This is a genomic window from Martelella sp. AMO21009, from assembly GCF_053484295.1.
Genome location: NZ_JBAKFR010000015.1, coordinates 1 through 25,947, shown reverse-complemented (window position 1 = coordinate 25,947; position 25,947 = coordinate 1). Strand labels below are relative to the sequence as shown.

Annotated in this window: 22 protein-coding genes and 1 pseudogene; 14 read left to right on the top strand and 9 right to left on the bottom strand. The window is 61.8% G+C overall.

Annotation, left to right across the window (positions count from 1 at the left end; translation table 11 throughout):
- The first annotated feature begins 199 nt into the window (after positions 1-199).
- The 4 genes from V6766_RS15950 to V6766_RS15935 all read left to right on the top strand — a co-directional run bounded on the left by V6766_RS15950 (position 200) and on the right by V6766_RS15935 (position 4,329).
- The gene (locus V6766_RS15950) at positions 200-1,615 is read left to right on the top strand and encodes a carotenoid oxygenase family protein (RefSeq protein ID WP_448468080.1); all 1,416 of its coding nucleotides are present in this window, start codon (positions 200-202) and stop codon (positions 1,613-1,615) included.
- 296 nt (positions 1,616-1,911) lie between these two features.
- Positions 1,912-2,331, top strand: coding sequence for an RrF2 family transcriptional regulator (locus V6766_RS15945; protein ID WP_448468078.1), 420 nt, complete (start codon positions 1,912-1,914; stop codon positions 2,329-2,331).
- Between the two features lie 16 nt (positions 2,332-2,347).
- Positions 2,348-3,805 carry a CopM family metallochaperone gene (gene copM / locus V6766_RS15940; protein WP_448468076.1) on the top strand — a complete coding sequence of 486 codons (1,458 nt, stop codon included), beginning with the start codon at positions 2,348-2,350 and terminating at the stop codon, positions 3,803-3,805.
- Positions 3,806-4,110: 305 nt separating this feature from the next.
- Positions 4,111-4,329 (top strand): YrhK family protein, encoded by a 219-nt coding sequence (locus V6766_RS15935; RefSeq protein WP_448468074.1) that lies wholly within the window; start codon positions 4,111-4,113, stop codon positions 4,327-4,329.
- Between the two features lie 275 nt (positions 4,330-4,604).
- On the opposite strand, the pseudogene V6766_RS15930 reads toward V6766_RS15935, so the two are convergent.
- The 4 genes and pseudogenes from V6766_RS15930 to V6766_RS15915 all read right to left on the bottom strand — a co-directional run.
- Positions 4,605-5,021 (bottom strand): annotated as a pseudogene (locus V6766_RS15930) (YqaA family protein); the annotation flags it as partial.
- 555 nt (positions 5,022-5,576) lie between these two features.
- The gene (locus V6766_RS15925; protein ID WP_448468072.1) at positions 5,577-6,629 is read right to left on the bottom strand and encodes an ABC transporter substrate-binding protein; all 1,053 of its coding nucleotides are present in this window, start codon (positions 6,627-6,629) and stop codon (positions 5,577-5,579) included.
- A gap of 4 nt (positions 6,630-6,633) precedes the next feature.
- On the bottom strand, positions 6,634-8,001 hold the full coding sequence (locus V6766_RS15920; protein WP_448468070.1) for a sensor histidine kinase N-terminal domain-containing protein: 1,368 nt from the start codon (positions 7,999-8,001) through the stop codon (positions 6,634-6,636).
- Positions 7,994-8,668, bottom strand: a complete 675-nt coding sequence (locus tag V6766_RS15915; RefSeq protein ID WP_448468068.1) for a response regulator — start codon at positions 8,666-8,668, stop codon at positions 7,994-7,996. Before V6766_RS15915 ends, V6766_RS15920 begins: the two co-directional genes overlap by 8 nt.
- A 160-nt stretch (positions 8,669-8,828) precedes the next feature.
- Here V6766_RS15915 and V6766_RS15910 point away from each other — a divergent pair, with 160 nt between their 5' ends.
- The 3 genes from V6766_RS15910 (at position 8,829) to V6766_RS15900 (ending at position 11,880) form a co-directional block, all read left to right on the top strand.
- A complete protein-coding gene (locus V6766_RS15910) occupies positions 8,829-9,821 on the top strand; it encodes a Bug family tripartite tricarboxylate transporter substrate binding protein (protein ID WP_448468066.1) in 993 nt (330 codons plus the stop codon).
- A gap of 78 nt (positions 9,822-9,899) precedes the next feature.
- Positions 9,900-10,331, top strand: a complete 432-nt coding sequence (locus tag V6766_RS15905; protein WP_448468064.1) for a tripartite tricarboxylate transporter TctB family protein — start codon at positions 9,900-9,902, stop codon at positions 10,329-10,331.
- A 10-nt stretch (positions 10,332-10,341) separates the two neighbouring features.
- Positions 10,342-11,880, top strand: a complete 1,539-nt coding sequence (locus tag V6766_RS15900; RefSeq protein ID WP_448468062.1) for a tripartite tricarboxylate transporter permease — start codon at positions 10,342-10,344, stop codon at positions 11,878-11,880.
- Between the two features lie 482 nt (positions 11,881-12,362).
- Here the strand turns inward: V6766_RS15900 and V6766_RS15895 are convergent, their stop codons facing one another.
- From V6766_RS15895 to V6766_RS15875, 5 genes are all read right to left on the bottom strand, one after another.
- Positions 12,363-12,689 carry a hypothetical protein gene (locus tag V6766_RS15895; protein ID WP_448468060.1) on the bottom strand — a complete coding sequence of 109 codons (327 nt, stop codon included), beginning with the start codon at positions 12,687-12,689 and terminating at the stop codon, positions 12,363-12,365.
- Positions 12,690-12,740: 51 nt separating this feature from the next.
- A complete protein-coding gene (locus V6766_RS15890) occupies positions 12,741-13,544 on the bottom strand; it encodes a DeoR/GlpR family DNA-binding transcription regulator (RefSeq protein WP_448468058.1) in 804 nt (267 codons plus the stop codon).
- A gap of 48 nt (positions 13,545-13,592) precedes the next feature.
- Entirely contained in the window at positions 13,593-14,897 is a 1,305-nt protein-coding gene (locus V6766_RS15885) for a TRAP transporter large permease (protein ID WP_448468056.1), read from the bottom strand.
- Between the two features lie 16 nt (positions 14,898-14,913).
- Entirely contained in the window at positions 14,914-15,480 is a 567-nt protein-coding gene (locus V6766_RS15880) for a TRAP transporter small permease (protein ID WP_448468054.1), read from the bottom strand.
- Positions 15,481-15,591: 111 nt separating this feature from the next.
- Positions 15,592-16,608, bottom strand: coding sequence for a TRAP transporter substrate-binding protein (locus tag V6766_RS15875; RefSeq protein WP_448468052.1), 1,017 nt, complete (start codon positions 16,606-16,608; stop codon positions 15,592-15,594).
- A gap of 303 nt (positions 16,609-16,911) precedes the next feature.
- On the opposite strand from V6766_RS15875, the gene V6766_RS15870 reads away from it, so the two are divergent.
- From V6766_RS15870 to V6766_RS15840, 7 genes are all read left to right on the top strand, one after another.
- Positions 16,912-17,628, top strand: coding sequence for an SDR family NAD(P)-dependent oxidoreductase (locus V6766_RS15870; RefSeq protein WP_448468050.1), 717 nt, complete (start codon positions 16,912-16,914; stop codon positions 17,626-17,628).
- A 10-nt stretch (positions 17,629-17,638) separates the two neighbouring features.
- Positions 17,639-18,955, top strand: coding sequence for an NAD(P)/FAD-dependent oxidoreductase (locus tag V6766_RS15865; RefSeq protein ID WP_448468048.1), 1,317 nt, complete (start codon positions 17,639-17,641; stop codon positions 18,953-18,955).
- Between the two features lie 37 nt (positions 18,956-18,992).
- The gene (locus V6766_RS15860; RefSeq protein WP_448468046.1) at positions 18,993-21,041 is read left to right on the top strand and encodes a hydantoinase/oxoprolinase family protein; all 2,049 of its coding nucleotides are present in this window, start codon (positions 18,993-18,995) and stop codon (positions 21,039-21,041) included.
- Between the two features lie 3 nt (positions 21,042-21,044).
- Positions 21,045-22,661, top strand: a complete 1,617-nt coding sequence (locus V6766_RS15855) for a hydantoinase B/oxoprolinase family protein (protein WP_448468044.1) — start codon at positions 21,045-21,047, stop codon at positions 22,659-22,661.
- Positions 22,662-22,767: 106 nt separating this feature from the next.
- Entirely contained in the window at positions 22,768-23,193 is a 426-nt protein-coding gene (locus V6766_RS15850) for a RidA family protein (protein WP_448468042.1), read from the top strand.
- Between the two features lie 1,056 nt (positions 23,194-24,249).
- Positions 24,250-24,696 (top strand): tripartite tricarboxylate transporter TctB family protein, encoded by a 447-nt coding sequence (locus V6766_RS15845; RefSeq protein ID WP_448468040.1) that lies wholly within the window; start codon positions 24,250-24,252, stop codon positions 24,694-24,696.
- A 55-nt stretch (positions 24,697-24,751) separates the two neighbouring features.
- Positions 24,752-25,729: a Bug family tripartite tricarboxylate transporter substrate binding protein gene (locus tag V6766_RS15840; protein WP_448468038.1), complete on the top strand. Its 978-nt coding sequence runs from the start codon at positions 24,752-24,754 to the stop codon at positions 25,727-25,729.
- The last annotated feature ends 218 nt before the right edge of the window (positions 25,730-25,947 follow it).

The window sequence follows — 25,947 nt, the reverse complement described above, 5'->3', positions numbered from 1 at the left end:
GAGCTCTCGGGTTCGCACCGCCAACGAAATGCGGTGTGGACGATCATCATCGCCATTACGTACCATGAGCCTGCGAACGCTGTCGTGATAGTTGCTTCCCGCGACCGTGTCCAATCTTGTCAAATTCGTATGAAACACGCAGACTCGCTAAAATACCGGAGACACGACGAGCTATATCGCGAAAAGAAGGGAGTTGCGCATGCCTGTCGATCGCATTGAAGAGACAATTGCATGGCAGTCGGACAACCCTCACCTCAGCGGCAATTTCGCGCCGGTCGGCCGGGAAATCGACGCAAGCGCGCTTGAGGTGATCGAGGGGCGGATACCCGAAGAGCTTTCCGGCGCTTATATACGCAACGGGCCCAATCCCCGCTACGAGCCGGTGTCATACAACTATCCGCTCGAGGGCGATGGCATGCTGCATGCGGTCCGGTTTTCGGGCGGGCGGGCAAGCTATCACAACCGTTATGTGCGCACCCGCAGCTTCGAGATCGAGGATAAGGCAGGGCGTGGCGTTTACGGCGGGATCATGACGCCGCGCCCGATCGAACCTGGTCTGTTGGGCCCGCATGACGATCCGGATAACCCGTTCAAGGCCTCCGCCTTTATCGGCGTGATGCAGCATGGCGATCACCTTCTAGCGCTTGGCGAAGTCGAACCGGCATGGGAGATCGGGTCTAATCTGGAAACGCTCGGCCCATGGACCGCCGGCACGGACGAGCCGATTACGCTTGGCGCCCATAATCGGGTCCATCCGGTCACCGGCGATATGTTCGCGCTCAGCTACGATCTGATCTCCCCGACGGTGAGGATTCACCATATCGGACCGGATGGCATTCTTCGCCGTAGTTTTGATATTGCACTGGCCGCGCCCAGCATGATCCACGATTTTGTGCTGACCGAACGTCATATCGTGCTTTTGATCGGGCCCGCTGTGTTCGATATGGATGCGATGATGCAGGGCAAATCCTTCCTGCAATGGCGCGAGCAGCTTGGCACGCGCATTGCGGTGATGCCGCTCGACGGCGGCAGCGTGAAATGGTTCGAGGCCGAACCCTTTTTCGTGTTTCACTTCGCCAATGGTTTCGAGCGCGGCAGCGACATCGTGATCGACTATGTTCAGCATGAGAAGCTTTATGTCGGGTATGGAAAGCGCAACACTAAGCCGCCGACGCTGCGGCGGCTCGTGCTCGACACCGCCTCCGGTCGCGTACGCGGTCAGGCATGGTTCGACAAGGTTGCGGAGTTTCCTCGTATTGATGATCGCCGCACGGCCCTTGCGTCGCGCTATGTCTATGCGCCGACGCTGACGGAAGCGCTGACCGGCGGTAATGGCGCTTCCGGCACATTCAACTGTCTTCTGAGGATCGACACCGAAACCGGCGATGTGACCAGCCATGATTTCGGCAATCGGATTGCGGGCGAAGCGGTTTTCATTCCCAGGGGCGAAAGCGAGATATCGGGCTGGCTCGCCACCTATCTCTATGATCCTGAAACCGAAAGCAGTGAATTCGTCCTGCTCGACGCCGAAGGCATCGAGGATGGGCCCGTCCTTCGCCTGCGCCTGCCGCAGCGCGTGCCGCAAGGGCTCCACGGAGCCTGGATTCCGGCCTGAGGAAGGGTTGGACCCCGCTTGTTGTGAGCGGGATGAGAACCGGCCAAGCGGGAAGCACAAGGCCGGACATTAAGTTTTTGCATGATGCCCGATGCGCCGCAGTGCATCGAGCAGGCGTTCGCGGTGCCCACTTTATGTGAACCGGTAATATGAGTTCAAGGTTCTTAGGTGCGTTGTCATCTCCTTGCAGAGGCATGTCTAAAACACATAGCAGAACTGTCGCAGAGCCTTGTTGCCAGCAAGCAGAATAACCTTTAATTGGTATTTTAAATGCCAATTAAAGGTTATGGCGGATCATGCGACTGACGAGCTTTACGGATTACGGGCTGCGCGCCCTCATGCGGATGGCAAGCGATCCCGAACGGGTGTTCTCTACGGCGGAGATCGCCGAGGAGTTCAAGGTCTCCCGCAATCACCTGAACAAGATCATGCAGCGGCTTGCCCATCACGGCATCGTCGATACCCGCAGAGGAGCGGGCGGCGGGGCGATCCTCGCGCGCGCCTCATCCGAGATTGGCCTTGGCGAGATCATTCGGCTTCTCGAAGAGGGTCAGTCTCTCGTTGAGTGTTTTTCGCCGGACGGTGATTGCAGCGTCACGCCGGTCTGTCGCCTCAAACATACACTTGCCGCTGCCGAAGCGGCCTTTCTGGCCGAGTGTGATCGCAAGACGCTCGCCGACATTGCCCTGCCGGCAGAAAAGCCGGCAATTGCCTGACCAAAGGAGGCGCCTCATGTTTTCCTTCAACCAAAGAATGAACCACGCCCTCGCCGGGTTCCTCGGCTTGGGGACCGCCCTGGTCCCGATCTCGGCCTCCGCCCATGTGAAGTGGTTCGCGCCCTATATCGTCGACGCGGCGCCAGCACCGCTCATGCGCACGCTGAGCGATCCCTATTTCTGGACCGGGATCGTCCTGGTCCTGGTCTTTTTCATCGCCGCGCGGCTGATCGAGCGCAGCGCCGCCGGTACCGCCACGCTGGATGTCATGGACCGGGTGACCGATCCGCTGTGGCGGCATCTAGACGCCTTTATGCGCATCGTGGTTGCCGGGTTCTTCGTGGCGATTTTTGCCGTTGGCGGTATTTACCTGACGCCCGATCTGCAGACGCCCGCCGAATGGGTCAGTTGGCTGCAGCTGCTGATCGCCGCCGGCATCGTGTCGCGCAAGACCATGCCGCTTTCGGCGGCCGGCATCATCTTCCTGTGGGTTCTGGCGCTGCGCGATTACGAGTTTTTCCATCTGCTCGACTACCTGGCGCTTGGCGTCGCGGTCGCGGGCTATCTGGTGCTTGAAAGCTCCAACCGGCCGGAATGGCGCAAGCATCGCTTCGAGCTCTTGCGCTGGGGCGTGGCGATTGCGCTGATGTGGTCGAGCCTCGAAAAATTCGCCTATCCGGAATGGTTCTATCCGCTGGTGGTCGAAAAGCCCTTCCTGACCTTCGGCATTCCCCGCGACATGTTCATCCCGATGGCGGGCATCGCCGAATTCACAATGGGCTTCGGCCTGCTGGCGACGCCGCTCATTCGCAGGCTTTCGGCCATCGCGCTTTTCGTGATCTTCAATGCCGCCGTTTACCCCTTCGGGCGGATCGACCTTATCGGCCACGCGCTGATCATGGCCATCATCGTCGCCATCGCAGTCGACCATACTCGGGAGCTGCATTTCTGGGGCTGGATCCGGCGCTCGCTTGTCGGCGTTCCGCTCGGCCTTGCCTCGGCGCTGGTGATTTTCGCAACCGCCTATTGGGGCCTTCATGCCGCCTTCTTCGGCCCGGATGCGCAGACAATGGCGGAGCTGCGCACCGAACAGACCGAGATGGCGACCCACACCTTCTCGCTTGAGTACCCACACGGGCCGATCGCTTCCCCGGATATGAGCGGAGACGATAGCGGGCAGGGGACAGACGCCTCGGAAGCCGGCACGCTGACGGTTACCGAAGCCTATGAACAGTCGATGATGGGCATGCATGAAGAGATGATGGATGGCCTGCGCCACGACGATCCCGACGTTGCCTTCGTGCTCGGGATGATCCCGCACCACCAGGGCGCCATCGACATGGCCCGCATCCAGCTTGCCGCCGGGTCGGATCGCACCAACATGGCGCTGGCGCAGCATATCATAGCCGAGCAGCAGAAGGAGATCGAGGCCATGCGCGCTTGGCTGCGTCAGCGTGGCATCGAGACCGATTGATGCGCGAGGAGGCGGGCTTGTCCCGCTTTCTCCAACTGCAAGGCGTCACGACAATTGTGCAGGGCGCCTTGCCTCATGAGATGAGGACCATTCCGGTGAACCGAACACGAAGCCCTCAGGCGCCGGGTTTTCTGTATTTGGTGTCATCACTGAAGCTGTCCACTTGCAAAGATGGGCCAGCTAGCGACTGACAGGAGGCTGGTGGTTTCGCCATGCCAGGGCTGCCGACTTGGCGCATCCTTGCTGGAACCGGCTTGGCGAATGCGCGTTGATTTTCTTACATGCAACTGAAGGAAGCGAGCACAATGAACAGCCCCATTCGCACGCTGGTCGGGGAATATGGATGGATCCACCTTTCCCTCGGCCTTCTCGGCAATATCGGCTTCTTCGTCGGGAGCATCTTCTTCCTGCCTTCGTTGGAGCAATACAAAACGCTGGGCGTCTGGCTCTTTATCGTCGGCTCCTTTTTCATGCTGATTGGCGCGGTGGGGCGCCTGCTCGTGGATGTGACCGACAAAACGTGATGGCCGACCACTGGGTTTCCTCCGGCGCGCCGCGCCTCCATCGCCGCCGGCCCGGAAAACCGGGACTTCGGCGATCAAAGCCTCAATCATTTCTCAGCCGATCGGTGCGGCTGGAAAAGCTCAATTACCCGCCGCTTCGAGGTCGATCTTGCGGAAACGCAGTGAAAATGCTCGATCAAAGGCGCTTTCAGTCGACCTGATACAGTCACACGGCAAGGTCGGTGTCCCGCTGCAGCGCGGGGATGTGCTGGCGGAATTTCCCCATCACAGCACCCCAATGCAATGACCGACAACAGGATGTAGCGGCCGACCTTGGCGATCGTCACGAGAATCAGGACGCTCCAGATCGGCTCGCGAAGTACGCCGGCTGCCATGGTCAGGGCGTCGCCAACGAGCGGAGCCCAACTGAGAAGGAGGCTCCAGCGGCCCCATCGATGATACCAGCCCGATGCCCGGTCGAGAGGCTTTTCGCTAACCGGGAACCATCGCCGTCGCCGGTATCGCTCGATCCAGCGTCCGAGTGCCCAGTTGACGGCGGAGCCGAGCACGTTGCCGATCGTGGCGACGACAATCAGCAGGACAGGCGATTGCTTGCCGAGAACCAGCAAGCCGACCAAGGCGGCCTCCCACTGGGCAGGCAGGATTGTTGCAGCGACGAACGCAATTGCGAAAAGCCCGGCTAGTGAGAACAACGCATCCGTTGCCGGATCCGGACCAGTGGTTCGTGTGTGAATGCTGCATTGTGTGGCCTCCTGATGATGCCGGTCTTCCACAATATGGTCCTTCCAGCAACTGGAAGGTCAAGTTCAGTGATGCAGGTCTGGTGAACGTAGGGCCTTTTCCTCTTCCGGCGACTGCAGGTTTTCAGATTGCCGCGGCGACAGCTGAAGGCGTAAAGCCATCGCCGAACATTTCAGAGTGATTTGATCCAACCAGACATTTCCCGTCGGCGAAACGCAATGCGATGGACGACGATGAGGGGGTGGCCTTCCGACCAAGGAATTACTAACCGCCGCGATCCTCTGAGCCCCTGTTTTGTTTACGAAATACGTGAGACCTAAGAGGTCGGCGGTCCCACTTCCTTTAAGACCTTGATGCTGTTCATCAAAACGGGCTTCGCCACGTCGATATCCGGGCGATGGTTCCAAAGGCGGTTTGTGCCCCATTCCGGTCGTCGCGGGCTGGATCGGTTGCTCGGCAACGGGACGCCCGCTCGATGACATCTGGTCTGGAAGGGGACGAGCTTGTCACTCTTCGCGTGGAAATGCGGCGCGCCAGCGTTCGCGGAAAATTTCCCGCTTCTGCCTGTCGAGCGCGATCAGAAGCGTCGGAGAAAGCGGGATCAGGCGTTCGTTGGACTGCGCGGTTTCCGGTCGTTCGAGCGGCGAACCATCGTCATCGTCCAGCCGGACGAGGAGCAGCGCCTTCTCGAGCGCTTCGCGGCCAGCGCGCGAAAGAAGGTAATCGAGAAATTCTGCGGCGAGCTGTTTCGAGGCGGCATCACGCGGTATCATCGCGCCGCGCGAAAGCATGAGCGTGTAGTCGCTGGGCGCGACGATGCCGAGCCGCGGGTCTTTCTCGGCGCGTGCCAGCGCATAGGACCCAAGAATATTGTAGGCAATGAGGTACTTGCCCTCAATCACCGCATCGATGATTTCGGCGGAACAGCAGGTCGCGACCGCGCCGCTGCGGCCGAAGGATTCCATGAGGCCGCCGAAGGTGGTTGCCTCGAGCGAATCGGCAAAAGCCAGGAGATAGCCGAGCCCTGATGTCTCGATATCATAGGTCGCCAACCGCTCCCGATAGCGGCTGTTTTCGGGGCGCAGCAGATCGAGAAGGTCGAAACGCGATCGCGGGACATCCATGGCGGGCACAAGTTCGGCGTTATAGACCATCACCGCAGGCTCGCGCGAGATACCCCAGAGTTGGTCGCGCCATCTGAGTTCGCTTGGAAGCGATGCGGTCAGTTCGGAGCGGTAAGTCGCGGCGCAGCCGTCATTGACCAGCCGCACCATCTGGTCGACCGCAGAGCTGATGACGATGTCGGCGCCGGCGCTTGCCTCGGCGCAGTCCCTGGCCGCAAGCTCGTAGAGATCGTTGGAGCCCCACTGTTCGTATTCGATCCTGAGGTTCGGCTTTCCCGCCAGGTAGCCCTCGAGCACCGGCTTCATGACCGTAAGGTCCGTGGTCGAGTGTATGATGAGCGGTTTTGCGGTGGGCGGACCGAATGATTCGGACAGTTCCTGCGCTGCGGCGGAAGAAGACCAGACCAGGAAAAGAACACAAGCGAGATAGCGCATGTCGTTATCCGTCTTTGGGCAGGTCGAGGGCGGCCTCGAAGCCGCCGCCGATGGCATGAAACGTTATCCATCCGGCGTGGCTTGCGGCGACCGCATGGGCAATCGCCAGCCCGAGACCGCCGCTTGCCTTGCTTTGATCGCCGGCAAAACGCTTGCCAGGCTCGTCGAGAATCTCCGCGGGCGGACCGTCGCCCCGGTCATAGACGAACAGGATCGCGCGGTCGCCGCTGCGCACACCGATCCGCACCGGCGGGCGCCCGTGATTGAGGGCATTGCCGAGCAGGTTCTTGGCCGCCTCGGCAAGCGACATCATGTCGCCGCGGACCGTCACAGGAGAATCCGGAAGGTCAAGGGAGACCGCATACTCTTTCCCGAAAGCACCCGGCTCGTTCGCCTCGAAGGCCTCGATCGCGACATCGCGGAGATCAACGAGTGCGCGGGGGGCCGTATCCGCGCGATGTATGATCATTGCGTGGTTCAGCATCTGGTCCAGCAGATGGCTGAGGCTCACGGCGCGATCATGAATGCGGGCCACCATTTTTTCCCGGCGCGCGGCATCGGGCTCTTCCGTCGCCAACTGGGCTTGCGCGCGAATGGCCGCAACGGGCGTGCGAAGCTGGTGCGCGGCATCGCCGATCAGGTTTCGGTTGGTTGTCATCTGATGGTCGAGGCGCGCCATGAATCCGTTCAGCGACTCGACGAGCGTTGCGACCTCGGACGGGGCGGACAGATCGATGGGGGTCAGGTCTGTCGGGTCGCGTCGCCTGAGCGCGAAGCCGATCCGCGGCAGAGGCAGAAGCGCGGAGCGCATCACCAGCCACGCAAAGAACGCCATGGCCGCGCCGGCCGCGCCCAGAACGATGAGCGCGTTCTGCGCGATATCACGGGCCAGTTCCGTGCGCGCCTTCAACGTCTGACCAACGATGACCTGCACCGGTCCTGAAAAACTGCGTTCCGCAAACCGGCGCACAAGACTGACATAGCGCGCTTTCTCGCTCCCGAACGCCCCGTCATAAAATACGAGATCGCCCTCCTCCCGGGGCAAGGGCGCGGTATCATAACCGGTTATTGTCTGACCGTCCGGGCCGACGATGCGGTAGCTGATGCGGTCATCGGGCGCGAGTGCCAGCAGTTCGAACGCCGAGACCGGCATATCGACCAGTGCTGCGCCGTCGCGAACCGTGATGGATTCCGCGATGTCGCTCGCCGCGCCGACAAGCAGCCGATCATAGGCCTCGCGCGCGGCCTGGCGACCATAGGCAAGTGCTGCCACCAGCACCATCGCGCCGCCGACGGCCAGGACAGCGGCCATCGCGAGCGCGACACGGCTCTTGAGTGACAGTGTTCCGCGCAAACCGGCCGTCTTATTCATCCCGGACATCCAGCCGGTATCCAAGACCGCGATGCGTCTCTATCGCAACGCCGGCGCCCGCCAGCTTTTTGCGCAGCCGGGCGATGTAAAGCTCCACCGTATTCAGGCCGACATCCGCGTTGTCGAGCGAAAACAGACCATCGAAAAGACGTTCCTTCGACATGATCTGACCGCGATGGGCCGCGAGAAGATTGAGCAGCGCCATTTCGCGGCGGGTCATGCTGACGAGATCGCCATCGCATCGCACGGTCTGTCCGGCCGTGTCGATCACCAGCCGGCCCAGCGAAAGCTGGCTGTCGGCCAGGCCACGATTGCGGCGCGTCAGCACCCGCAGTCGCGCCTCCAGTTCGCGCAGGTCGAATGGCTTGACCAGATAGTCGTCCGCCCCTTCATCCAGCGCGCCGACGCGGGACGAAACGTCGAAGCGCGCCGTCAGCATCAGCACAGGCGTGTGGTTGCCGCCACGGCGCAGGCTGCGCAGGAAGCCACGACCGTCTCCGTCCGGCAGGTTGATGTCGAGCACGAGCACGTCGAAAGCCTGCGCCTTGAGAAAGGCCGAAGCATGGGCGATGTCGCCAGCGATGTCGCAGACAAAGCCCGCCCGCGCCAGGCTCGCCGCTATGGCCTCGGCGACATCCGCCGCATCCTCCACGATCAGTACCCGCATTTCGTTTCGCTGCTCCTCCCGGAGTTACACTATACCCGCCTCCGCCGAGGCGAAAGTCTCACTGGCCAGCAATGACAGGTTGATGACAGCTTGTGCTGGTAGGGTGAGACGATCGGGCAGACATAAACGATGTCCGGGTATGCTTTTTGGAGGAGAAATCATGAACTTTTTGATTCCCGGGCGCAGCCTACTGGTTGCCGCCGCACTTACCCTTGCACCCTTCGTGGCGACCGCGCAGGATTTCACACCCGAAAATCCCGAATGTATCGCTCCCGCCAATCCCGGCGGCGGCTGGGATTTCACCTGCCGGCAGGTGGGCAAGACCATGCAGGATCTCGATATCATCCCGTCCACCATGCAGGTTGTGAACCTTTCGGGCGGCGGTGGCGGCGTGGCCTTTGCCGAAGTCGTGAACAAGCGGAATGACGACAACGACCTCATTGTCGCTGCCTCATCCGCGACGGCCACGCGCCTCGCGCAGAATGCGTTTCCGGGCAACACGATGGACCAGGTGCGCTGGATCGGCGCCGTCGGCGCCGACTACGGCGTCATTGCGGTCGCTGCCGACAGCGACATCGATACGCTTCCGCAACTGATGGATCAGATCAAGGAAGATCCGACCTCGGTCGCGATCGGCGGCGGTTCGGCCGTGGGCGGCTGGGATCACCTCAAGGTGCTGATCGCGGCGCAGAAGGCCGGCATCGAGGACGTGCGCAAGGTCAAGTACATCGCGTTTGCCGGTGGCGGCGAAGCCGTCACGCAGCTCCTTGCCGGTTCGCTTCAGGCCTTTACCGGTGATCTGTCCGAAGCCAAGGGCTTCGTCGAATCCGGCGACATCAAGGTGCTTGCCGTCCTGGCCCCCGAACGCCTCAGCGGCGAATTCGCCGAATTCCCGACCGCAAGGGAGCAGGGCATCGACGCGATCGGCGCCAACTGGCGCGGTTTTTACGGCCCGGGCAAGATGAGCGACGCAGCGTACAATTACTGGGTCGAGGCAGTGGGCACGCTCTACGGCTCCGATGAATGGAAAGCCGTGATGGAACGGAACGGGCTTGCCCCGCTCGACCTGCAGGGCGAGGAATTCCAGCAGTTCGTGGCTGAATCGGTGCAGAACATTACCGACCTGTCGAAACAGATCGGCATCCTGCAGTAACCGTCCGCAATACCGGAAAAGCGCCCTCGCACGCCGCTGCGGGGGCCTGACAGTATCAATGTTTATTGTGAGGATAGAATGAGCGATCGCATTTTTGGCGGGATCGGCTTCGTTATCGCCATCTTCTTCGCCTGGCAGGCCTCGATCATCCAGGAAAGCTTCCTGACCGACGCCGTCGGCCCGAAAGTCTTTCCCTACATCATCGCTGCCGTGATGGGCATTTCCTCGGTCTATTTCCTGGTCAAGCCGGACCCCGAGCCGCACTGGCCGCGCGCCGGACGACTTGCGGAGATCGGCCTGGCCGTGCTGGTTCTCGCCGCCTATGCCGAGCTGCTGCCGGTTGCCGGATTCGTGGTCGCCACGGCAATCGCCGCGGCCTACCTGACCTGGCGTCTCGGCTCGCGCCCGATTGAAAGTCTCATCATCGGCATCGCCACATCGGTCGGCATCTACATGATCTTCCACCTGGTTCTCGGTCTTTCCCTGGCCCGCGGCCCGTTCGGATTCTGAGGAGGAACCGATGGACACGATTTCTTCCCTCGCCGACGGCTTCGTGGTCGCCCTGACCTGGCAGAACCTCGCGCTTGCGCTGCTCGGCTGCTTTCTCGGCACGATCATGGGGGCGCTTCCCGGTCTGGGACCGTCGAATGGCGTCGCCATTCTTATCCCGCTCGCATTCACGCTCGGCCTCGGCGCCACGCCGTCGCTGATCTTGCTGACCTCGGTCTATTACGGCGCCATGTATGGCGGCCGAATCTCGTCGATCCTGCTGAACATTCCTGGCGACGAGCCCGCGATGATGACCTGTCTCGACGGTTATCCGATGGCCCAGCAGGGTCGGGCCGGCGAGGCGCTGGCGCTGTCCGGCATCGCCTCCTTCGTGGGTTCGTTTTTCGCCACATGGGGCCTCGTCCTTCTGGCGCCGCAGCTGGTCAAGGTGGCGCTGCTTTTCGGCCCGGCAGAATATTTCGCGCTGTTCACGCTGGCCTTCGCGACACTCGGCGGCATCTCGTCGACAAATCAGGCGAAGTCCGCATTTGCGGCGGCGCTGGGGCTTGCGCTGGCGATGATCGGCGTCGACACCCAGACCGGCGTGCCCCGCTTTACCTTCGGCGAGGTGCATCTCTATGACGGGATCGACTTCCTCGTCGCCATCGTCGGCCTGTTCGCCTTGTCGGAGGTCTTCGTCTTCCTGGAACATCGGGGCACCGATAGCGACATCTCCGCGAAGCCAAAGATGAAAATCGGCCGGATTACGCCGTCGTGGAAACTGATCCGTTCATGCACGCCGACCATGTTACGCACCACCGGGCTCGGCTTCATAGCCGGCGTCTTGCCGGGCGCGGGCGCCTCGCTCGGATCGTTTATCTCCTATTCGATGGAAAAGCGGCTGGTCGACCGCAAGGGCACGTTTGGCAAGGGCGATCCGCGCGGCGTGGCCGCGCCGGAAGCAGGCAACAACGCGGCCGCCGGTGGCGCGCTGGTGCCGATGCTGGCGCTGGGCGTCCCGGGCTCCGGAACAACCGCTGTGCTGCTGGCGGTTCTGCTGGCGCTCAACATTACGCCCGGTCCTCTGCTGTTCACGCAGAACCCGGACGTTGTCTGGGGCCTGATTGCGGCGCTGTTTATCGCCAACTTCATGCTGCTCGCCATGAACATACCCATGGTCGGGTTCTTCACGCGCCTGTTGCTGGTGCCGCCGCGCATCCTCATGCCGATCGTCGCCATGATCTCCTTCGTCGGGATCTACGGCATATCCGGCTCAAGCTTCGACCTGCTCGTCATGGTCGGTTTCGGCATCATGGGCTGGGTCCTGCGCAAGCTGGACGTGCCGCTTGTGCCGGTCATTCTCGGCACGCTTCTCGGAAACGAGATGGAGGTGAACTTCCGCCGCGCCGTGAATATCGCCAATGGCGACTACTTGACGCTCTTCGCTTCACCCCTGTCGATCACGCTGTGGGTCATCGCTATCGTCGGCTTCGTCCTGCCGATCTTCCTCGGCCGTCTGCGGCAGATGAAGAGAATGAGACTGGACGACGAAGGCGGCGTTCGGGACTGACGTGTCGCAATAGTGTGGCGGCGGATGGTCATGCAGGCTGTATGGCCATCCGCCGCCACGTCCGCAAGTCCTGGATCCCGATCAACGAGTTGGTGACTGCAATCGGGTTTCGTCCATGTAAAATCCGCTTCGGTTCGTTGGCAGCCCGAGAACGGAAATCCTCTTTACAACTTCATTTTCATGATCCCCGGCATAGTTCCCGAGCAGGTTGAGGCCGGAGGCCAGGAACGGCTGACGGTCAAAGGCGCGGTCGCGGATTTCTTCCTGCTCGAAGACCGCGCGCTTCAGCGAAAGAACATTGCCAAAACATACGAGCTAGGTGTGCATTCCCGCAGCCGCGGCCCGTTTCGATGATTATCCGCACCAGTTTTCAGGCGGCATGTGCCAGCGACAGTGTGGCACGAATGGCTATGGCGCTATGACCACGAGCGGCCCCGCCATCGCCGGAGTTGGCGCGCCGGAGGATCGGATCTGCCGGCGCTTCAGTCCTTCAGCACCACGAGACTGTCCGCCGCGGCAACGCCTTGTCCGTTCGCCAGCACGAAAAGTGGGTTGATCTCGGCCTCCTCGATGCCGGTCGAAGCCAGCTTGCTGAAACCGATGCCGCGCCCCGCGACAGCAGCGCGCCCGGAATGCCGCCGCTTTGCGAAGCGACCGAAATGCCGCCCTTGTGGATGTCGTCGCCTTCCAGCGCGCCGCTCGCCGACAGCACGATGCCGTGTGCCAGTCCGACCGTCCGATGGGTTGGCGATATTGCTCATCGACAATGACGGCATCGACAACAGTATGATCGATCTACCAAAGGGCATTCGCCCTCGTGCGAATGCCGGTTTCAATCGACATCAGCTCAAAGCGCACATCTAGGACATCAATGCCGTGATGAACTGCGGACCGGGGGAGGGGAATTTGTCGATCTGCTCGCGTGCCAGGCCTTCATCGGTGATGATGGTGTCGATGGCGTCGATTGCGGCTGTCTTGTGCAGGGCGCGTTCCATGAAGCGGCTGGAATCGGCCATCAGGATCACCTTGTTGGCGGCGGCGATCATGGCGCGCTTCAACTGGACCAACTCGAGCAGGGTTTCGGAGACGCATTGCTCGTCAATCGCGGCGGCGGACATGAAGAACAGGTCGCAGCGTATATCGGCGAGGAAACTCAGGCCCGGCTCACCGAGAAGGCTGAACGAGCCGAACCTGCATGCTCCGCCGGGCACGATCAGCTTGATGTTCGGCTTGTAGGTCAGCACCTGGGCGACATGGAGGTCGTTGGTGATGATGGTCAGCGGAATGTCGAGGCCGGCGATTTCTTCGGCGAGCAGATGACAGATCACAGCGCCGGTGTCGATCAGCAGGGCCTGATCGGGCTCGATGAAGCGCAGGGCCTCGCGCACGATCCCCTGTTTTTCCTCCAGCGCCGTGCGGCGCGCGAGATCTGTCGAAGGCTCGTAGGTCGCGCGCGAGCGGATGCTGACGGCGCCGCCATGGGTGCGTTTCACCAGCCCTTCGGAGGCCAGAAGGTCGAGGTCGCGCCGGATCGTCGACACGGAGATGCCGAACATGCGGGCCAGATCCTGGCTGGTGCCGGCCTGGTTGCTCTTGAACCAGTCCACCAGTTGCTGGCGGCGCTCGGCCGGCAGAAGTTCTTCGCTGTTGGTCTCTTCGTTCAATGTCCGGCCTTCGGGTCGTCGATAGTGGAGATGCGTGCAACGCCGCCATCAAAGGGCGTTGGGCAACCAAAGCACAATCTGCGGGAATATCGCAAGCAGGGCGGTACCGATACACAACAGCAGAAAGAACGGCAAGGCGGCGCGCACGGTCTTGCCGATGGTTTCGCCTGTCAGCGCCTGCAGGATGAAGAGGTTGAGGCCGACCGGCGGCGTCAGCGCGCTCATCTCGATCATGATGACGAGGTAGACGCCGAACCACAACGGATCAAACCCGGCATGCACGATCAGGGGCACGGCGATCGGAACGGTCATCACGGTCATCGACGTGCCGTCGAGGAACATGCCGAGGACGATATAGAGGACGGCGAGGATCAGCAGAACGCCATAGGGAGACAGGTTCATCGCGGCGATGCTTTCGGTAATCATCGTCGGCAGGTGCATATAGGCGATGGCAGATGACAGGAAGGCCGAGGCCGCGATCAGCATCAGGATCATCGAGGAGACCCGGATCGTGCTTTTCAGGCTGTCGATCATCAGTTGCCATGCGAACTGCCCTGTGACGAGCGTGATCACGATCGCGCCGAAAACGCCTACGGCGGCTGCCTCGGAAGGCGTTGCGACGCCGGTGTAGATCGCGCCCAGCACGATCGTCATCAAAACCAGGATGGGCACGAGATCAAGAAGGCCTCTCCAGATCACGCCCCACGAGACAGGCTCGCCATGAGGCGGCGCAACCGAGGGACGGATGAGCGAGACCAGCCCGATATAGCCGGAATAGAGTGCCGCCATCATCAGCCCCGGCAAAAGCCCGGCGGCGAAAAGCTTTGCGATCGAAACCTGGGCCAAAACGCCATAAACGATCATCGCGATAGAGGGCGGAATGAGCAGTCCGAAGCTTCCGGCGCCGGCAAGAGAACCGGATGCGAGCGAAACGTCATAGCCGCGCGCCTTCAATTCGGGAATGGTGATCTTGCCGACCGTGGCGGTTGTCGCCGTCGACGAGCCCGAGATCGCGGCGAAGATCGTGCAACCGATGACATTGGTGTGCAGCAGACCGCCGGGAATGCGCGAAACCAGCGGGGAGAGGCCGCGGAACAGACGGTTGGAAATGTCCGTGCGGAAAATGATGTCGCCCATCCAGATGAAAATCGGGATCGCGGCGAGTTCCCACGACACGGCGGAAGACGAGATGACCTTGGTGGCGATCGAGCCGATCCGGACCCAGTTGAAATCGAGCGCAAAATACATCGCACCGGCGCCGACCAGCATCAGGCCGGCAAAGATCCACGTTCCGGCGCCGAGGAAGATCACGAGCAGCAGCAGCAGCGTCAGGGCGGACATTGAAACGGACATGGCTTGCGTTCCTCAGCTAGAGCGTCAGCGCGCGCTCGTCGGCGTGGCCGACGGCCAGAAGTCGGAGGATCCGCACGAAAACCTGAAACGCGATCAGCGACAGGCCGATCAGGAAAAAGCTCTCGGGAATCCACATCGGGATGGGGAGGTAGGTTTCGGAGACGGTGCCCCGGCTCCAGTTCTTGAAAACGGACTTCCACTGGTACCAAGCCAGGAAAACCATCAACGCCTCGACGGCGACGAGCGTGAAGAATTCGCACATCCAGGACAGTTTCGGCCCGGCACGGTCGGTCAGTACCTTGACGCGGATCATGAAGCCTTCTTCAAGCGCCCAGGCGGCCGACAGGAAGGCGACGGCGGCGACGCCGTTGCCGACCAGCGAGTCGGCCATGAATGTCGACTTCGAAAAAAAGCGCAGGCAGATTTCCAGAAGCGTGAAGGCGGTCATCAAGACGAGGATGCAGGCGGCAATGAAGGCCGCCGCCCGATTGAGGATCGTCGAGGCATGGGCGATCAGCCGCAACCATCGCGGATCATCGGTCGCCTCGGAGAGGTGATGTGAATGCGGTTCTTCAAGCGCCATGATCGTCTCCGCTACAGCGGGCAATCACAGTCTTCGTGCTGCCTGTCCGCTGATTGAAATGAATCAGGCAGCCCACCCCCACAGTAGGGGCGGGCCGCAGGAGGAGAGATATCAGCCGGCCTTCAGGGCATCAAACTGCGCCAGCACGTCGGCGCCGCGGGATCCGGTTTTGGCTACCCAGTCCTCGCGCACGGCAGCACCGGCGGCATTGAGCGTTGCGAAGACATCATCCGGCACATCGGCGGCGGTGGTGACGGTCATGCCGTGGTCGCGCAGAATTTTGTAGGAAGCCTCGATGCTGTCGGTCATGATCTTCCAGTTATAGGCGTCGCAGGCATCCGTGATGGCGAGCATGGCGTCCTGGACATCCTTCGGCAGGGCGTCGAAGGCATCCTTGTTCACATGGCAAATGAACAGGCCCATGGCGTAGTTCAACTCGGTGAAATCGCTGAGATAGTCCCAGAGCGAAAGCTGCACGCCGCCATCGGCGGAGGTGAGCACGGCGTCGATCGCGCCGGTCGAAAGCTGGGGGATCAGATCGGACCAGGCGATCTGCAGCGGCGCCGCGCCGGCTTTCATCAGTGTCTGCGTGCCGTTGACGTCATAGGTGCGAATGCGCAGGCCGTTGAGTGCGTCCATGGATGTGATCGCCCGGTCGGCGAAAATGCCGGATGGCGGGTTCGGCATGGCCCAGAGCAGCACCATGTTGTTGTCGGCAAAGATCTTCTCATATTCCGGCCGGGCCGCCTGCCAGAGGAGATAGGCTTCCTTGGGCGTCTTCGCGATGAAGGGCAGGGAGGAAAGGTTGAACAGCGGATCGATGCCGCCGAGCTGGGTCATCAGCGTTACGGCGGTCTGCACCGCGCCATCCTGCACGGCGTCGAACTGGTCCGCTGACTTGTAGCCGAGCGCGCCGCCGCCCTGATAGGTGATGGCGATCTGGTCGCCGACCTTCTTCTGCAGTTCGGTCAGGAAATATTTCGACGCCTTGCCCGAGAGTGCGTCGGCATTGTACTCGTCCGCCATATCCCAGCGAATGGTAGAGGCGGCAAAAGCACGATTGCCAAGGGCGCCGATAGCGCCGGCCAGGGCTGCATTGCGCATCAGCATACGTCTAGTGATGGTCATTCGGTTCCCCTTTCGTAAGGCTTCGCGCCCGCCCGCTGTTCGGCCGGGCACCGAGACGTTTTCGTTCTTCGGATTTGTCAAAATAAGCAGCCCTAGCAAAAACTGTCAATCAAAAACGCATAAAAGTTCATTATTTCCCTGAATTAGCGCGCGTTGATGGGTGTATCGACTCGTTTTTAGGAGGATTTTGCACCCCGTTTTCGATTGGCGGTTGCCATTTCACGTCAAATCGATCATAAAACGTCACATAGACGCATAAAGCGGCGGACGACTTTCTGGTAACCCTTCAAGAGAATTCGATACATGCATACTTCACCACAGGACGCGCCGGTCATCATGGTATCCGGCGCCAATCGCGGCATCGGCGCGGCGATCGTCCGGGATCTGCTTCAGCATGGCTACCGGCTTTCGCTCGGCGCGCGCGATGTTGCCAAGCTCGAGGCCGCGTTCGGCGCACCCGGCGAGAGGCTGTTCTATCATCGCTTTGATGCCTTCGAGCCGGAGACGGCGAAAGCGTGGGTCGATGCCACGGCTGCGGAATTCGGCCGCATCGACGGCCTCGTCAATAATGCCGGGAGCGGCGAGCAGGTGTTGCTGACCGATGAAAATGAAGAGGCGCTGGACCGGCTCTGGGCCGTCAACGTCAAGGCGCCGCTCCGGCTGACGCGGCTGTGTCTGCCGCATCTGGAAGAAACCGGTCGCGGCCGGATCGTCAACATCGTTTCGATGTCCGGCAAGCGGGTGCGGAACGGCTTCGTCGGCTACAACATGACCAAGTTCGCGGTCATGGGCCTCACCCACACTACCCGTCACGTCGCCTGGGAAAAGGGTGTGCGGGCCACTGCGATCTGCCCGAGCTTCGTGCGCACCGAGATGAGTTCCTACACCAGCAAGGTCAAGCCTGAGGACATGATCCAGCCGGAGACCATGGCAGAGCTCGTGCGCACCGCAATCGAGCTTCCCAACAATGCGGCGATGGCGGAAATGCTGGTCAATTGTCGCCTCGAAGACATGCTCTGAGGAGAGCGCCATGCCGGTTCCGAATTTGCAACGTCCGGGCTTTTCCGCTTCCCTGCCTGCAAGTGCCGACGTCGTCGTCATCGGCGGCGGTATCGCCGGGGTGACAACCGCCCTGTTCCTGGCCGAGGCCGGGGTGAATGTCGTCCTGTGCGAAAAGGGCACGGTGGCTGCCGAACAGAGCTCGCGCAACTGGGGTTGGGTGCGGCAGATGGGGCGCGATCCCAAGGAATTGCCGCTGACGATCGAAAGCCTCAACCTCTGGCGTGACATCGACCGTCGCTTCGGCATCGAAACCGGCTTCCGCGAAACTGGCATCACCTATGTGTGCCGCACCAAGGCGGAGATCGCCGAATTCACCGCCTGGGAGAAGTATGGCCGCGAGGCCGGCATGCCCTCGACGCTTCTCGATTCTGCCGGGCTGCAGAAACTGCTGCCGGGCATTGCCGCGCAATATACGCTGGGGCTGCATACCGCCAATGACGGGCGGGCCGAACCGGAACGGGCCGTGCCGCAGATGGCATCCGCCGCCGTGCGCCTCGGCGCGACGATCATCGAAAACTGCGCCGTGCGCGGGATCGAGACGGCTGGCGGGCGCATCAGCGGCGTGGTGACGGAGAAGGGCACGATCGCGGCATCGAGCGTCGTCGTCGCGGCGGGCGCATGGTCGCGCCTCTTTCTCGGAAATCTCGGCCTCGATTTCCCGCAGTTGAAGCTGCTCGGCACGGCCGCGCGGATCGAAAGCGATGGCGTCGTGCCGGAAATGCCGGTCGGCGGCGGCGACTTCTCCTTCCGCAAGCGTCTCGACGGCGGCTACACCATTGCCCAGCGCAATGCCAATGTCGCGCCGGTCACGCCCGACAGCTTCCGCCTGTTCTTCGATTTCCTGCCGACGCTGCTCACGAGCTGGCGGGAGCTGAAACTGCGCGTCAACGGGCAAACGGTCAGTGAGCTGAAGATGCCGCGGCGCTGGTCGCTCGACCAGGCGACGCCGTTCGAGATGATCCGGACGCTCGATCCGGTGCCGCATGCGCCGTTCAACCGCAATGCGGTGCGCAACCTGACGCGCGCCTTTCCGGCCTTCGCCGATGCTCGCCTGACCCACAGCTGGGCCGGCATGATCGATGCCACGCCGGATGCCATTCCGGTGATCGGCCCGATTGCGGCCGTGCCAGGGCTCTATCTGTCCTCCGGCTTTTCCGGCCACGGCTTCGGCAGCGGACCGGGCGCCGGCCGGCTGATGGCCGAGATTGTCCGCAATGAAAAAACCTGCGTTGATCCGGCGCCTTTCCGGTATGAACGCTTTTCGAAGACTGCCAAGGCCGCCTGAAGAGCGGCGCGACGGCAATAACCAAAGGGAACATGACATGGCCTGGAGAATCGGCGTCGATTCCGGCGGAACATTCACCGACGTCTGCCTCTTCAATGATGAGACCGGAGCAATCGAGATCTGGAAGGTCTCCTCCACCCCGGACGATCCGTCGCGCGCGATCGCGCAAGGCGTGGTCGAGGGGCTGGAAAAGGTCGGCGCGAAAGCCGCCGATCTCGCCTTTCTCGGCCACGGCACGACCGTGGCGACCAACGCGCTGATCGAGCTGCGCGGAGTCAAGACCGGCCTCGTCGTCTCCGACGGTTTTCGCGACCTGCTCGAGATCGGTCGCCAGAAACGTCCGAACCTCTATGACATGTTCGCCGAAAAGCCGGAACAGCTCGTCACCCGCGACCTGCGCCGGGAAGTACCGGAGCGGCTGAAGGCGGACGGCAGCGTCGCCGTGCCGCTCGACGAGGATGCGCTGCGCGAGGCCTTCCGCGCGCTCGCCGCCGAGGATATCAAGGCGCTGGCGATCTGCTTCCTCTATGGCTTCCTCAATACCGCGCATGAGGAACGGGCTCTGGCGATTGCGGCGGAAGAACTGCCGGATGTCTTCGTCTCCGCCTCCCATGCCGTCGCGCCCGAATTCCGCGAATATGAACGGCTGTCGACCACCGTCGTCAACGCCTATCTCGGCCCGGTGATGCAGCGCTATATCCGCCGGCTGAAGGACCGACTTTCCGACATCGGCCTCAAGGTCGCCCCGCAGCTTACCCAGTCGAATGGCGGCGTTATCGGTTTCGATCAGGCGAGCAGCCTGCCGGTGCGCACCGTGCTCTCCGGTCCCTCGACCGGCGTGGTCGGCGCGCAGGCGATCGGCAAGATGGCCGGTTTCGACAATATCATCACCTTCGATGTCGGCGGCACCTCCTCCGATGTGGCGCTGCTGCAGAACGGCGCCTGCCAGCTCACCGGCGAGGCCGATGTCCATGGCTATCCGATCAAGGCTCCGATGCTCGATATCCACACGGTCGGCGCCGGCGGCGGCTCGATCGCCCATGTCGATACCGGCGGCCTCCTGAAGGTCGGGCCGCGTTCGGCCGGCGCGCATCCGGGCCCGGTCTGCTACGGGCTTGGCAATGAGGAGCCGACGGTGACCGATGCCAATATCGTGCTACAGACGCTGAACCCGGTCGAAATTCTCGGTGGCCGCATGAAGGTGCGGCATGATCTGGCGCTGGCCTCGATCCAGCGGCTCGCCGACCGGCTCGGCGTCGATGTGATGGAAACCGCGCAGGGGATCATTTCCGTCGTCACCGCCAATATGGCGAAGGCGATCCGGGTGATCTCTGTCCAGCGCGGCCACGATCCGCGCGACTATGCGCTGATGGCCTTCGGCGGCGCCGGTCCGCTTCATGCCGCCCGCCTTGCGCGCGAACTGGACATGGCGAAGGTGATCGTACCGCTGACGCCCGGAACGCTCTGCGCGCTTGGCCTTCTCCTTACCGACCTGCGCTCCGATTTCGCCTTGTCACGGCTGATGGAACTTTCGGACGCGGCACGCCCGGCCGTGGAGGAAGGTTTCGCCACGCTTGCCGAACAGGCCGATGTCTGGTTCGCGGCAGAAAACATTGCTGAAGATCGCCGCGTCATCACCCGCACGGTTGACATGCGCTATGCCGGGCAGAATTACGAGCTTTCCGTCACGGTTCCGGCCGGACCGATCACGGCGGAAACCTTCGCGGCGCTCGAAAAGGGCTTCGAGGCGGCGCACCGCCAGCGTTTCGGTTTCATCGCCGAGGGCGAGCCGATCCAGCTCGTCACCCTCCGCGTCGAGGCCGCTGGCATCGTCGACAAGGCCGAGTTCCAGAAACAGGACGATCACGGTCCCGATGCCTCGGGCGCCAAGATCGGCGAACGCGAGGTCTGGATGTCGGAGGCCGGTGGGTTCGTCAACTGCCCGGTCTATGAACGCAGCCTGCTGAAGGCCGGCAATGTCATCGCCGGCCCGGCGATCGTCGAGCAGATGGACACAACCACCGTGCTGCTGCCGGAAATGACCGGCACGGTTGACCCTTATCTCAATCTCATCCTGGAGGTTTGAACGATGACCACGATTGATCCCATCACGGTAGAAGTCATCGGCTCGGCGCTGCAGTCCATCGTCGAGGAGATGGGCGAGGCGCTGGTGCGCGCCTCCTATTCCACCAACATCAAGGAGCGCCGCGACTGCTCGACCGCGCTGTTCGACCGCCACGGCAACACGCTCTGCCAGGCCGAACATATCCCGATGCATCTCGGCTCCTTCCTCGGCGTCATCGGCGCGATCTATGGCCGCTTCAAGCTGGACGACATCAAGCCGGGCGATGTTTTCATGACCAATGACGCCTATGCCGGCGGGGCGACCCACCTGCCGGATATCGTGCTCGCCGAGCCGATCTTCGTCGAGGGCACGCTGGTCGCCTGGGCGGTCAACACCGCCCACCATTCGGATTTCGCCGATCGCGGCCACGAACATATCTATCAGGAAGGCCTGCGCATTCCGCCGGTCCGGCTTTATCGCGAGGGCGTGCTGAACCAGGATCTGCAGGAGATGTTCCTGCTCAACTGCCAGGTTCCGCGCGAGCGTCTGTCCGACCTGCGCGCCCAGATGTCTGCCAACCGGCTCGCCGTTCAGCGGATGCAGGATCTCTGCGTCAAATACACGACCGAGAAGGTGCTGGCCGCAGGCGAGGCGCTGCAGGACTATGCCGAGCGCAAGATGCGCGCCGGCATTGCCGCCATTCCGGATGGAACCTACAGCTTCTCCGACCAGTTCGATTCGAACCAGCGCGGCGACCGGATCAGGCTTTCGGTCGAGATCACCATCGCCGGCGAGGAAATGACGCTCGCCTTCGACGGTCCGCCGCAGCTGCGCGCCGGGCTGAACCTGATCTACACCTCGCTGCTGGCTGCAAGCTATTTCGCGGTGAAATCGGTTGTCGATCCGACGATCCTGCCCAATGCCGGTCTTGCCCGCCCGCTGACGGTGACCGCGCCGAAGGGTTCGATCCTCAACTGCGAGCATCCGGCGGCCGTCGACGGGCGCATCGCCGCCGCCCAGCGGGTCTGCGACCTCGTCTACGGCGCGCTGGCGAAAGCGTTGCCCGGCAAGGTCATGGCGGCCGGAAACGGCTGCTGCACCGGCGCGATCTTCAACGGTACCCATGAGGACGGCTCGATCTGGGTCTATCTCGAAACCATCGGCGGCGGCGGCGGCGCGCGACCATCTTCCGACGGGCTTTCGGGCATCCATGTCAGCCTCACCAACACCTCGAACCTGCCGGTGGAATCGCTGGAGCTCGAATATCCGCTGACGTTGCTGCGCTACGAACTGGTAGATGATTCCGCCGGCGCCGGAACCTATCGCGGCGGCATGGGCGTGCGTCGGGTCTACCGCGCGGAAAAGGCCTGCCGGTTCACCGTCGAGGGCTCGCGGGTGGCCTCGGAGCCCTGGGGCCTCGATGGCGGCACCTCCGCCCGAGGCACCGTGCTCGACTTCGGCGACGGCCGCAATGATTTCTCGGGCATGGTCGACCTGAAGCCCGGCCAGATCGTCTCGATCACCACGCCCGGCGGCGGTGGTTACGGCGATCCGGCGGCCCGCGACCCGGCAGCCGTCCGGCGCGACCTCGTCGAAGGGCGCATCAGCCGGGCCACGGCGGAGCGCTTCTACAAGCAGTAACCGCCCGTCCGGCCTTTCATCCAATTTCCATCCTCGTCGCAGGCGGCAGCGCCTGCGGACACTCTTCCTTTGTCTCTCTCAAACCCCAACAGAACAGGAAAACACCATGGTCAAGATCACCAAAGTCAAATCCGGCTCCATCTTTGAAACCAAGGAAAGCTATTCGCGCATCGTCTGCGTGGACGACTGGATCTTTGTTTCCAACACCGCCGGCCGCAACTACAAGACCCGTGAAATGTCGACCGATCCGGTGGAGCAGGCCCGCCAGTGCTTCGACAATATCGAAGGCGCGCTGAAGTCGGTCGACTCCTGCCTTGCCGATGTCGTTCAGTCGAAAATCTTCATCCCTTACGTCGAGGATGCCAAGGCGGTGATGGAATATGTCGGCGAGCGCTTCCGCGGCATCGATCCGCAGCGCACCGTCACCTGCTCGCCGCTCGGCGCGCCGGACTTCAAGGTCGAGATCGAAGTCACCGCCTATCGTGGTGCGTCCAAGGCAGAGGTCGAGGAAATCACCATCTCGCTCGGCTGAGGCCAAGCGTTGCCGGTGCGGGGCGCACTGCTATGATCGCCCCGCGCTGGCGTCATCGTTCCGGACTTCGGCGGATGATCCGCCAAAGATCTGTTCAACCGGTCGCCGGGTTCTTCTACCGCGACGGCTTTATCTCGCAGCCGCAACGCTTCAGCGTCGTCAGGCGGTTGATTTGCCCCTTGGGTTGGCCGCTGCTCCTCGCACTGTCCTCCTGAAGGCCTGCCTTTCTTATGTCTTTCACCACCGAATCCGTCGAGTTTCGCGAGGTTATTTCCCACGCGCAAGGTCCGTTCGGCACGGCGCATGAAGGGCAGTCGGACCGATTGCCTCTCTCCCTTTGACACCCGCCTTTCAAGCCTCGATGGCTCTGACGCACTTTTGCCGACGTGTAGCCATTAGGAGATCAAGCGGCGCACCGAGGTCCCCCGGGTCGGGCCTTGCCCGCCCGAGGACATCGAGCCGGTCTTTTGAAATATCGATGCCGATGCTATCGTCGATCATCTTCGCGCGTCCTATGCTTGTCGTGCAGAGCCAGAAGCTGCTGCGTATCCGTTCAGACCTCATGCGAAGACGGTGGCCGATCACACTCTAAAACGGTCCATGTTTCTTGCGGTTCATGACCAAGCCCGTACCAATCCGACCACCGCCGCTGACCGCCGCGTGGAAGCGGCAGTCAGTGGCCTTTCTTCGCAGAAAAGCCGATTCCTTCATAAGACAAGCCTACGGGGCCCGGTGCCATGCCGAATGACAGCCCATGAGGAGGCGGCGAGGGTTTCTAGCGCGAAAATATAGTCCTTCAGTGACTATCAAGGGGCTTAAATATTCATTTTACTTAGGGCCGCGTCTGTGGCGGTATAACGTCGGATGCGACGGAAGAAGCCTGCCGACCTTACACTGAAGGCGGCGCGGAACTGCTGGCGAGAACGCCACTGTCACGGAACTCGGCCTGCTTCGGCAAGGTTCGATATATGTTGCTCTTGGTCAGACTCACCGAGAACGAGCATTTCGGTGATCGAGGCGATCTGAGGAGGCTGGGGCTAGTCACTGGGAGGTAAAATGGCCGACAAACAATTGCGACCAATCAGGAGCGAACCGCTCGTTGTCGCCCTGATGGGCATCGCGTCACTCATCGTCATCGCGCTTTCGATCCAGATGGGCGGCAACAGTTCCCGCCTGCCGCTCGCCGTCGGAATCCTGATGGCGGTCTGCTCGGTGCTTTACGGCCTGATCGGCCCCATAGCGAACGCCCGCAAATCGATCGTGATTTCCAATCCGGAATGGGTTTTCGGCGCGATGGTCCTGCTGATGCTTGCGATAACGCCGTTCATCGGGTTTCTCGCGGCGTCCTGGTTGTTCGTTTTTGCCCTTTATGCCTATCGGGTTTGGCTTGGGACGTCGCAGTTCACGCTTCGCAGCGCTCTCGGGGCTGCCTTTGTGGCGACCGTCGTGTTCGCTCTTGTCTATCTGGTGTTCGTGCTGATCCTGAGGATCCACCTGCCCTGAGAATGGAGGGCCCCGCGAACACGCATTCAATCTTGACCATATCTAGGAGGAGAAAATGTCAAAGATTTCCCGACGTACAGTGCTGCTTTCCACCTTGCCGGCGCTGCTTTTGGCGACCAGCCAGCTTGACGCTGTAGCGGCCGATGCGTTTCCCGACCACGATATCAAGATGATTGTTCCGGTCAGCGCCGGCGGTGGCACCGATCTGGTCGCCCGCACGGTCGCGCAATTGCTGGAGAAGGAACTCGGCGTCTCGATCGTGATCGAAAACGTGCCCGGTGGTTCCGGCACGATCGGCCTCAACCAGATCGCGGAAGCCAAACCCGACGGCTACACGATGGGAATATGGAGCAATCGCGGCATGATCACCAGCGTCATGCTCGGCCAGGGGGTAAAGTTCGACGAGAACTCGTTCGAGTATCTGGCCGGCGTGAATGTCACCGCCGATCTGCTGATCGCCTCGCCAGGAAGCCCGTTCACCAATGCGAAGGAACTCGTCGGCTACGCCCAGGAACATCCCGGCGAGGTGCTCGTCGGCGTGCCGGGCATTGGTCCGCTGGTGACCTACGTGCTCGCGCAGAATGCGCTCGACGTCAATCTGACGCCGCTGCGTTTCAAGGGCGGCAGCGAAACGCTCACCGCCGTCCTTGGCGACACCATCAATACCGGCGTACTGACCGCACAGTTCGCGGAAACGGCGGCCGACCAGAACATGCCCGTCCTGGGCGTGGCGAGCGACGAACGGATCGAATCGATCCCCGATGTGCCGACCTTCAAGGAGCAGGGTTTCGATTTTTCCGGTGAGATCACCCGGATTTTCTTCCTTCCCAAGGGTGTTCCGGACGACGTCGTCCAGAAATATGTCGCGGCTTTTGATGCGATCGCTGAGGGACCGCTTCCGGAAGCGTTGCGCAAGATCAACGAGGTTCCGCTCTATCGCGGCCAGGCCGCCATCGAGTCCTATCTCAACAAGGATTTCGCGCAAGTTCGTCAGGTAATCGAAGACAATCGCGATCAATTCGTGGGGCAGTAGTCACGCTGTCTGTTTCTCTTTCCACGGCATGCGCTGCGGCCCTCAGGGCCGCAGCCTTCACTTTCCCGCAAAGAACGGTTCCGCGGAGGAGCCAACAAATATCAAGGAGGCTGGGTACGTCTGCTCCTGCCCGGAAAACGCGCCCTGGAAAATTCGCATGGATCTAGTGGATTGATCGGATCAAAGGAGTCCGTTGGTTGATTCCCAACCGCTTTGAG

Coding starts and splice junctions, on each gene's coding strand:
- V6766_RS15950 (WP_448468080.1), top strand. CDS start 200: ATGCCTGTCGATCGCATTGAAGAGACAATTGCATGGCAGTCGGACAAC.
- V6766_RS15945 (WP_448468078.1), top strand. CDS start 1,912: ATGCGACTGACGAGCTTTACGGATTACGGGCTGCGCGCCCTCATGCGG.
- copM (WP_448468076.1), top strand. CDS start 2,348: ATGTTTTCCTTCAACCAAAGAATGAACCACGCCCTCGCCGGGTTCCTC.
- V6766_RS15935 (WP_448468074.1), top strand. CDS start 4,111: ATGAACAGCCCCATTCGCACGCTGGTCGGGGAATATGGATGGATCCAC.
- V6766_RS15925 (WP_448468072.1), bottom strand. CDS start 6,629: ATGCGCTATCTCGCTTGTGTTCTTTTCCTGGTCTGGTCTTCTTCCGCC.
- V6766_RS15920 (WP_448468070.1), bottom strand. CDS start 8,001: ATGAATAAGACGGCCGGTTTGCGCGGAACACTGTCACTCAAGAGCCGT.
- V6766_RS15915 (WP_448468068.1), bottom strand. CDS start 8,668: ATGCGGGTACTGATCGTGGAGGATGCGGCGGATGTCGCCGAGGCCATA.
- V6766_RS15910 (WP_448468066.1), top strand. CDS start 8,829: ATGAACTTTTTGATTCCCGGGCGCAGCCTACTGGTTGCCGCCGCACTT.
- V6766_RS15905 (WP_448468064.1), top strand. CDS start 9,900: ATGAGCGATCGCATTTTTGGCGGGATCGGCTTCGTTATCGCCATCTTC.
- V6766_RS15900 (WP_448468062.1), top strand. CDS start 10,342: ATGGACACGATTTCTTCCCTCGCCGACGGCTTCGTGGTCGCCCTGACC.
- V6766_RS15895 (WP_448468060.1), bottom strand. CDS start 12,689: ATGCCCTTTGGTAGATCGATCATACTGTTGTCGATGCCGTCATTGTCG.
- V6766_RS15885 (WP_448468056.1), bottom strand. CDS start 14,897: ATGTCCGTTTCAATGTCCGCCCTGACGCTGCTGCTGCTGCTCGTGATC.
- V6766_RS15880 (WP_448468054.1), bottom strand. CDS start 15,480: ATGGCGCTTGAAGAACCGCATTCACATCACCTCTCCGAGGCGACCGAT.
- V6766_RS15875 (WP_448468052.1), bottom strand. CDS start 16,608: ATGACCATCACTAGACGTATGCTGATGCGCAATGCAGCCCTGGCCGGC.
- V6766_RS15870 (WP_448468050.1), top strand. CDS start 16,912: ATGCATACTTCACCACAGGACGCGCCGGTCATCATGGTATCCGGCGCC.
- V6766_RS15865 (WP_448468048.1), top strand. CDS start 17,639: ATGCCGGTTCCGAATTTGCAACGTCCGGGCTTTTCCGCTTCCCTGCCT.
- V6766_RS15860 (WP_448468046.1), top strand. CDS start 18,993: ATGGCCTGGAGAATCGGCGTCGATTCCGGCGGAACATTCACCGACGTC.
- V6766_RS15855 (WP_448468044.1), top strand. CDS start 21,045: ATGACCACGATTGATCCCATCACGGTAGAAGTCATCGGCTCGGCGCTG.
- V6766_RS15850 (WP_448468042.1), top strand. CDS start 22,768: ATGGTCAAGATCACCAAAGTCAAATCCGGCTCCATCTTTGAAACCAAG.
- V6766_RS15845 (WP_448468040.1), top strand. CDS start 24,250: ATGGCCGACAAACAATTGCGACCAATCAGGAGCGAACCGCTCGTTGTC.
- V6766_RS15840 (WP_448468038.1), top strand. CDS start 24,752: ATGTCAAAGATTTCCCGACGTACAGTGCTGCTTTCCACCTTGCCGGCG.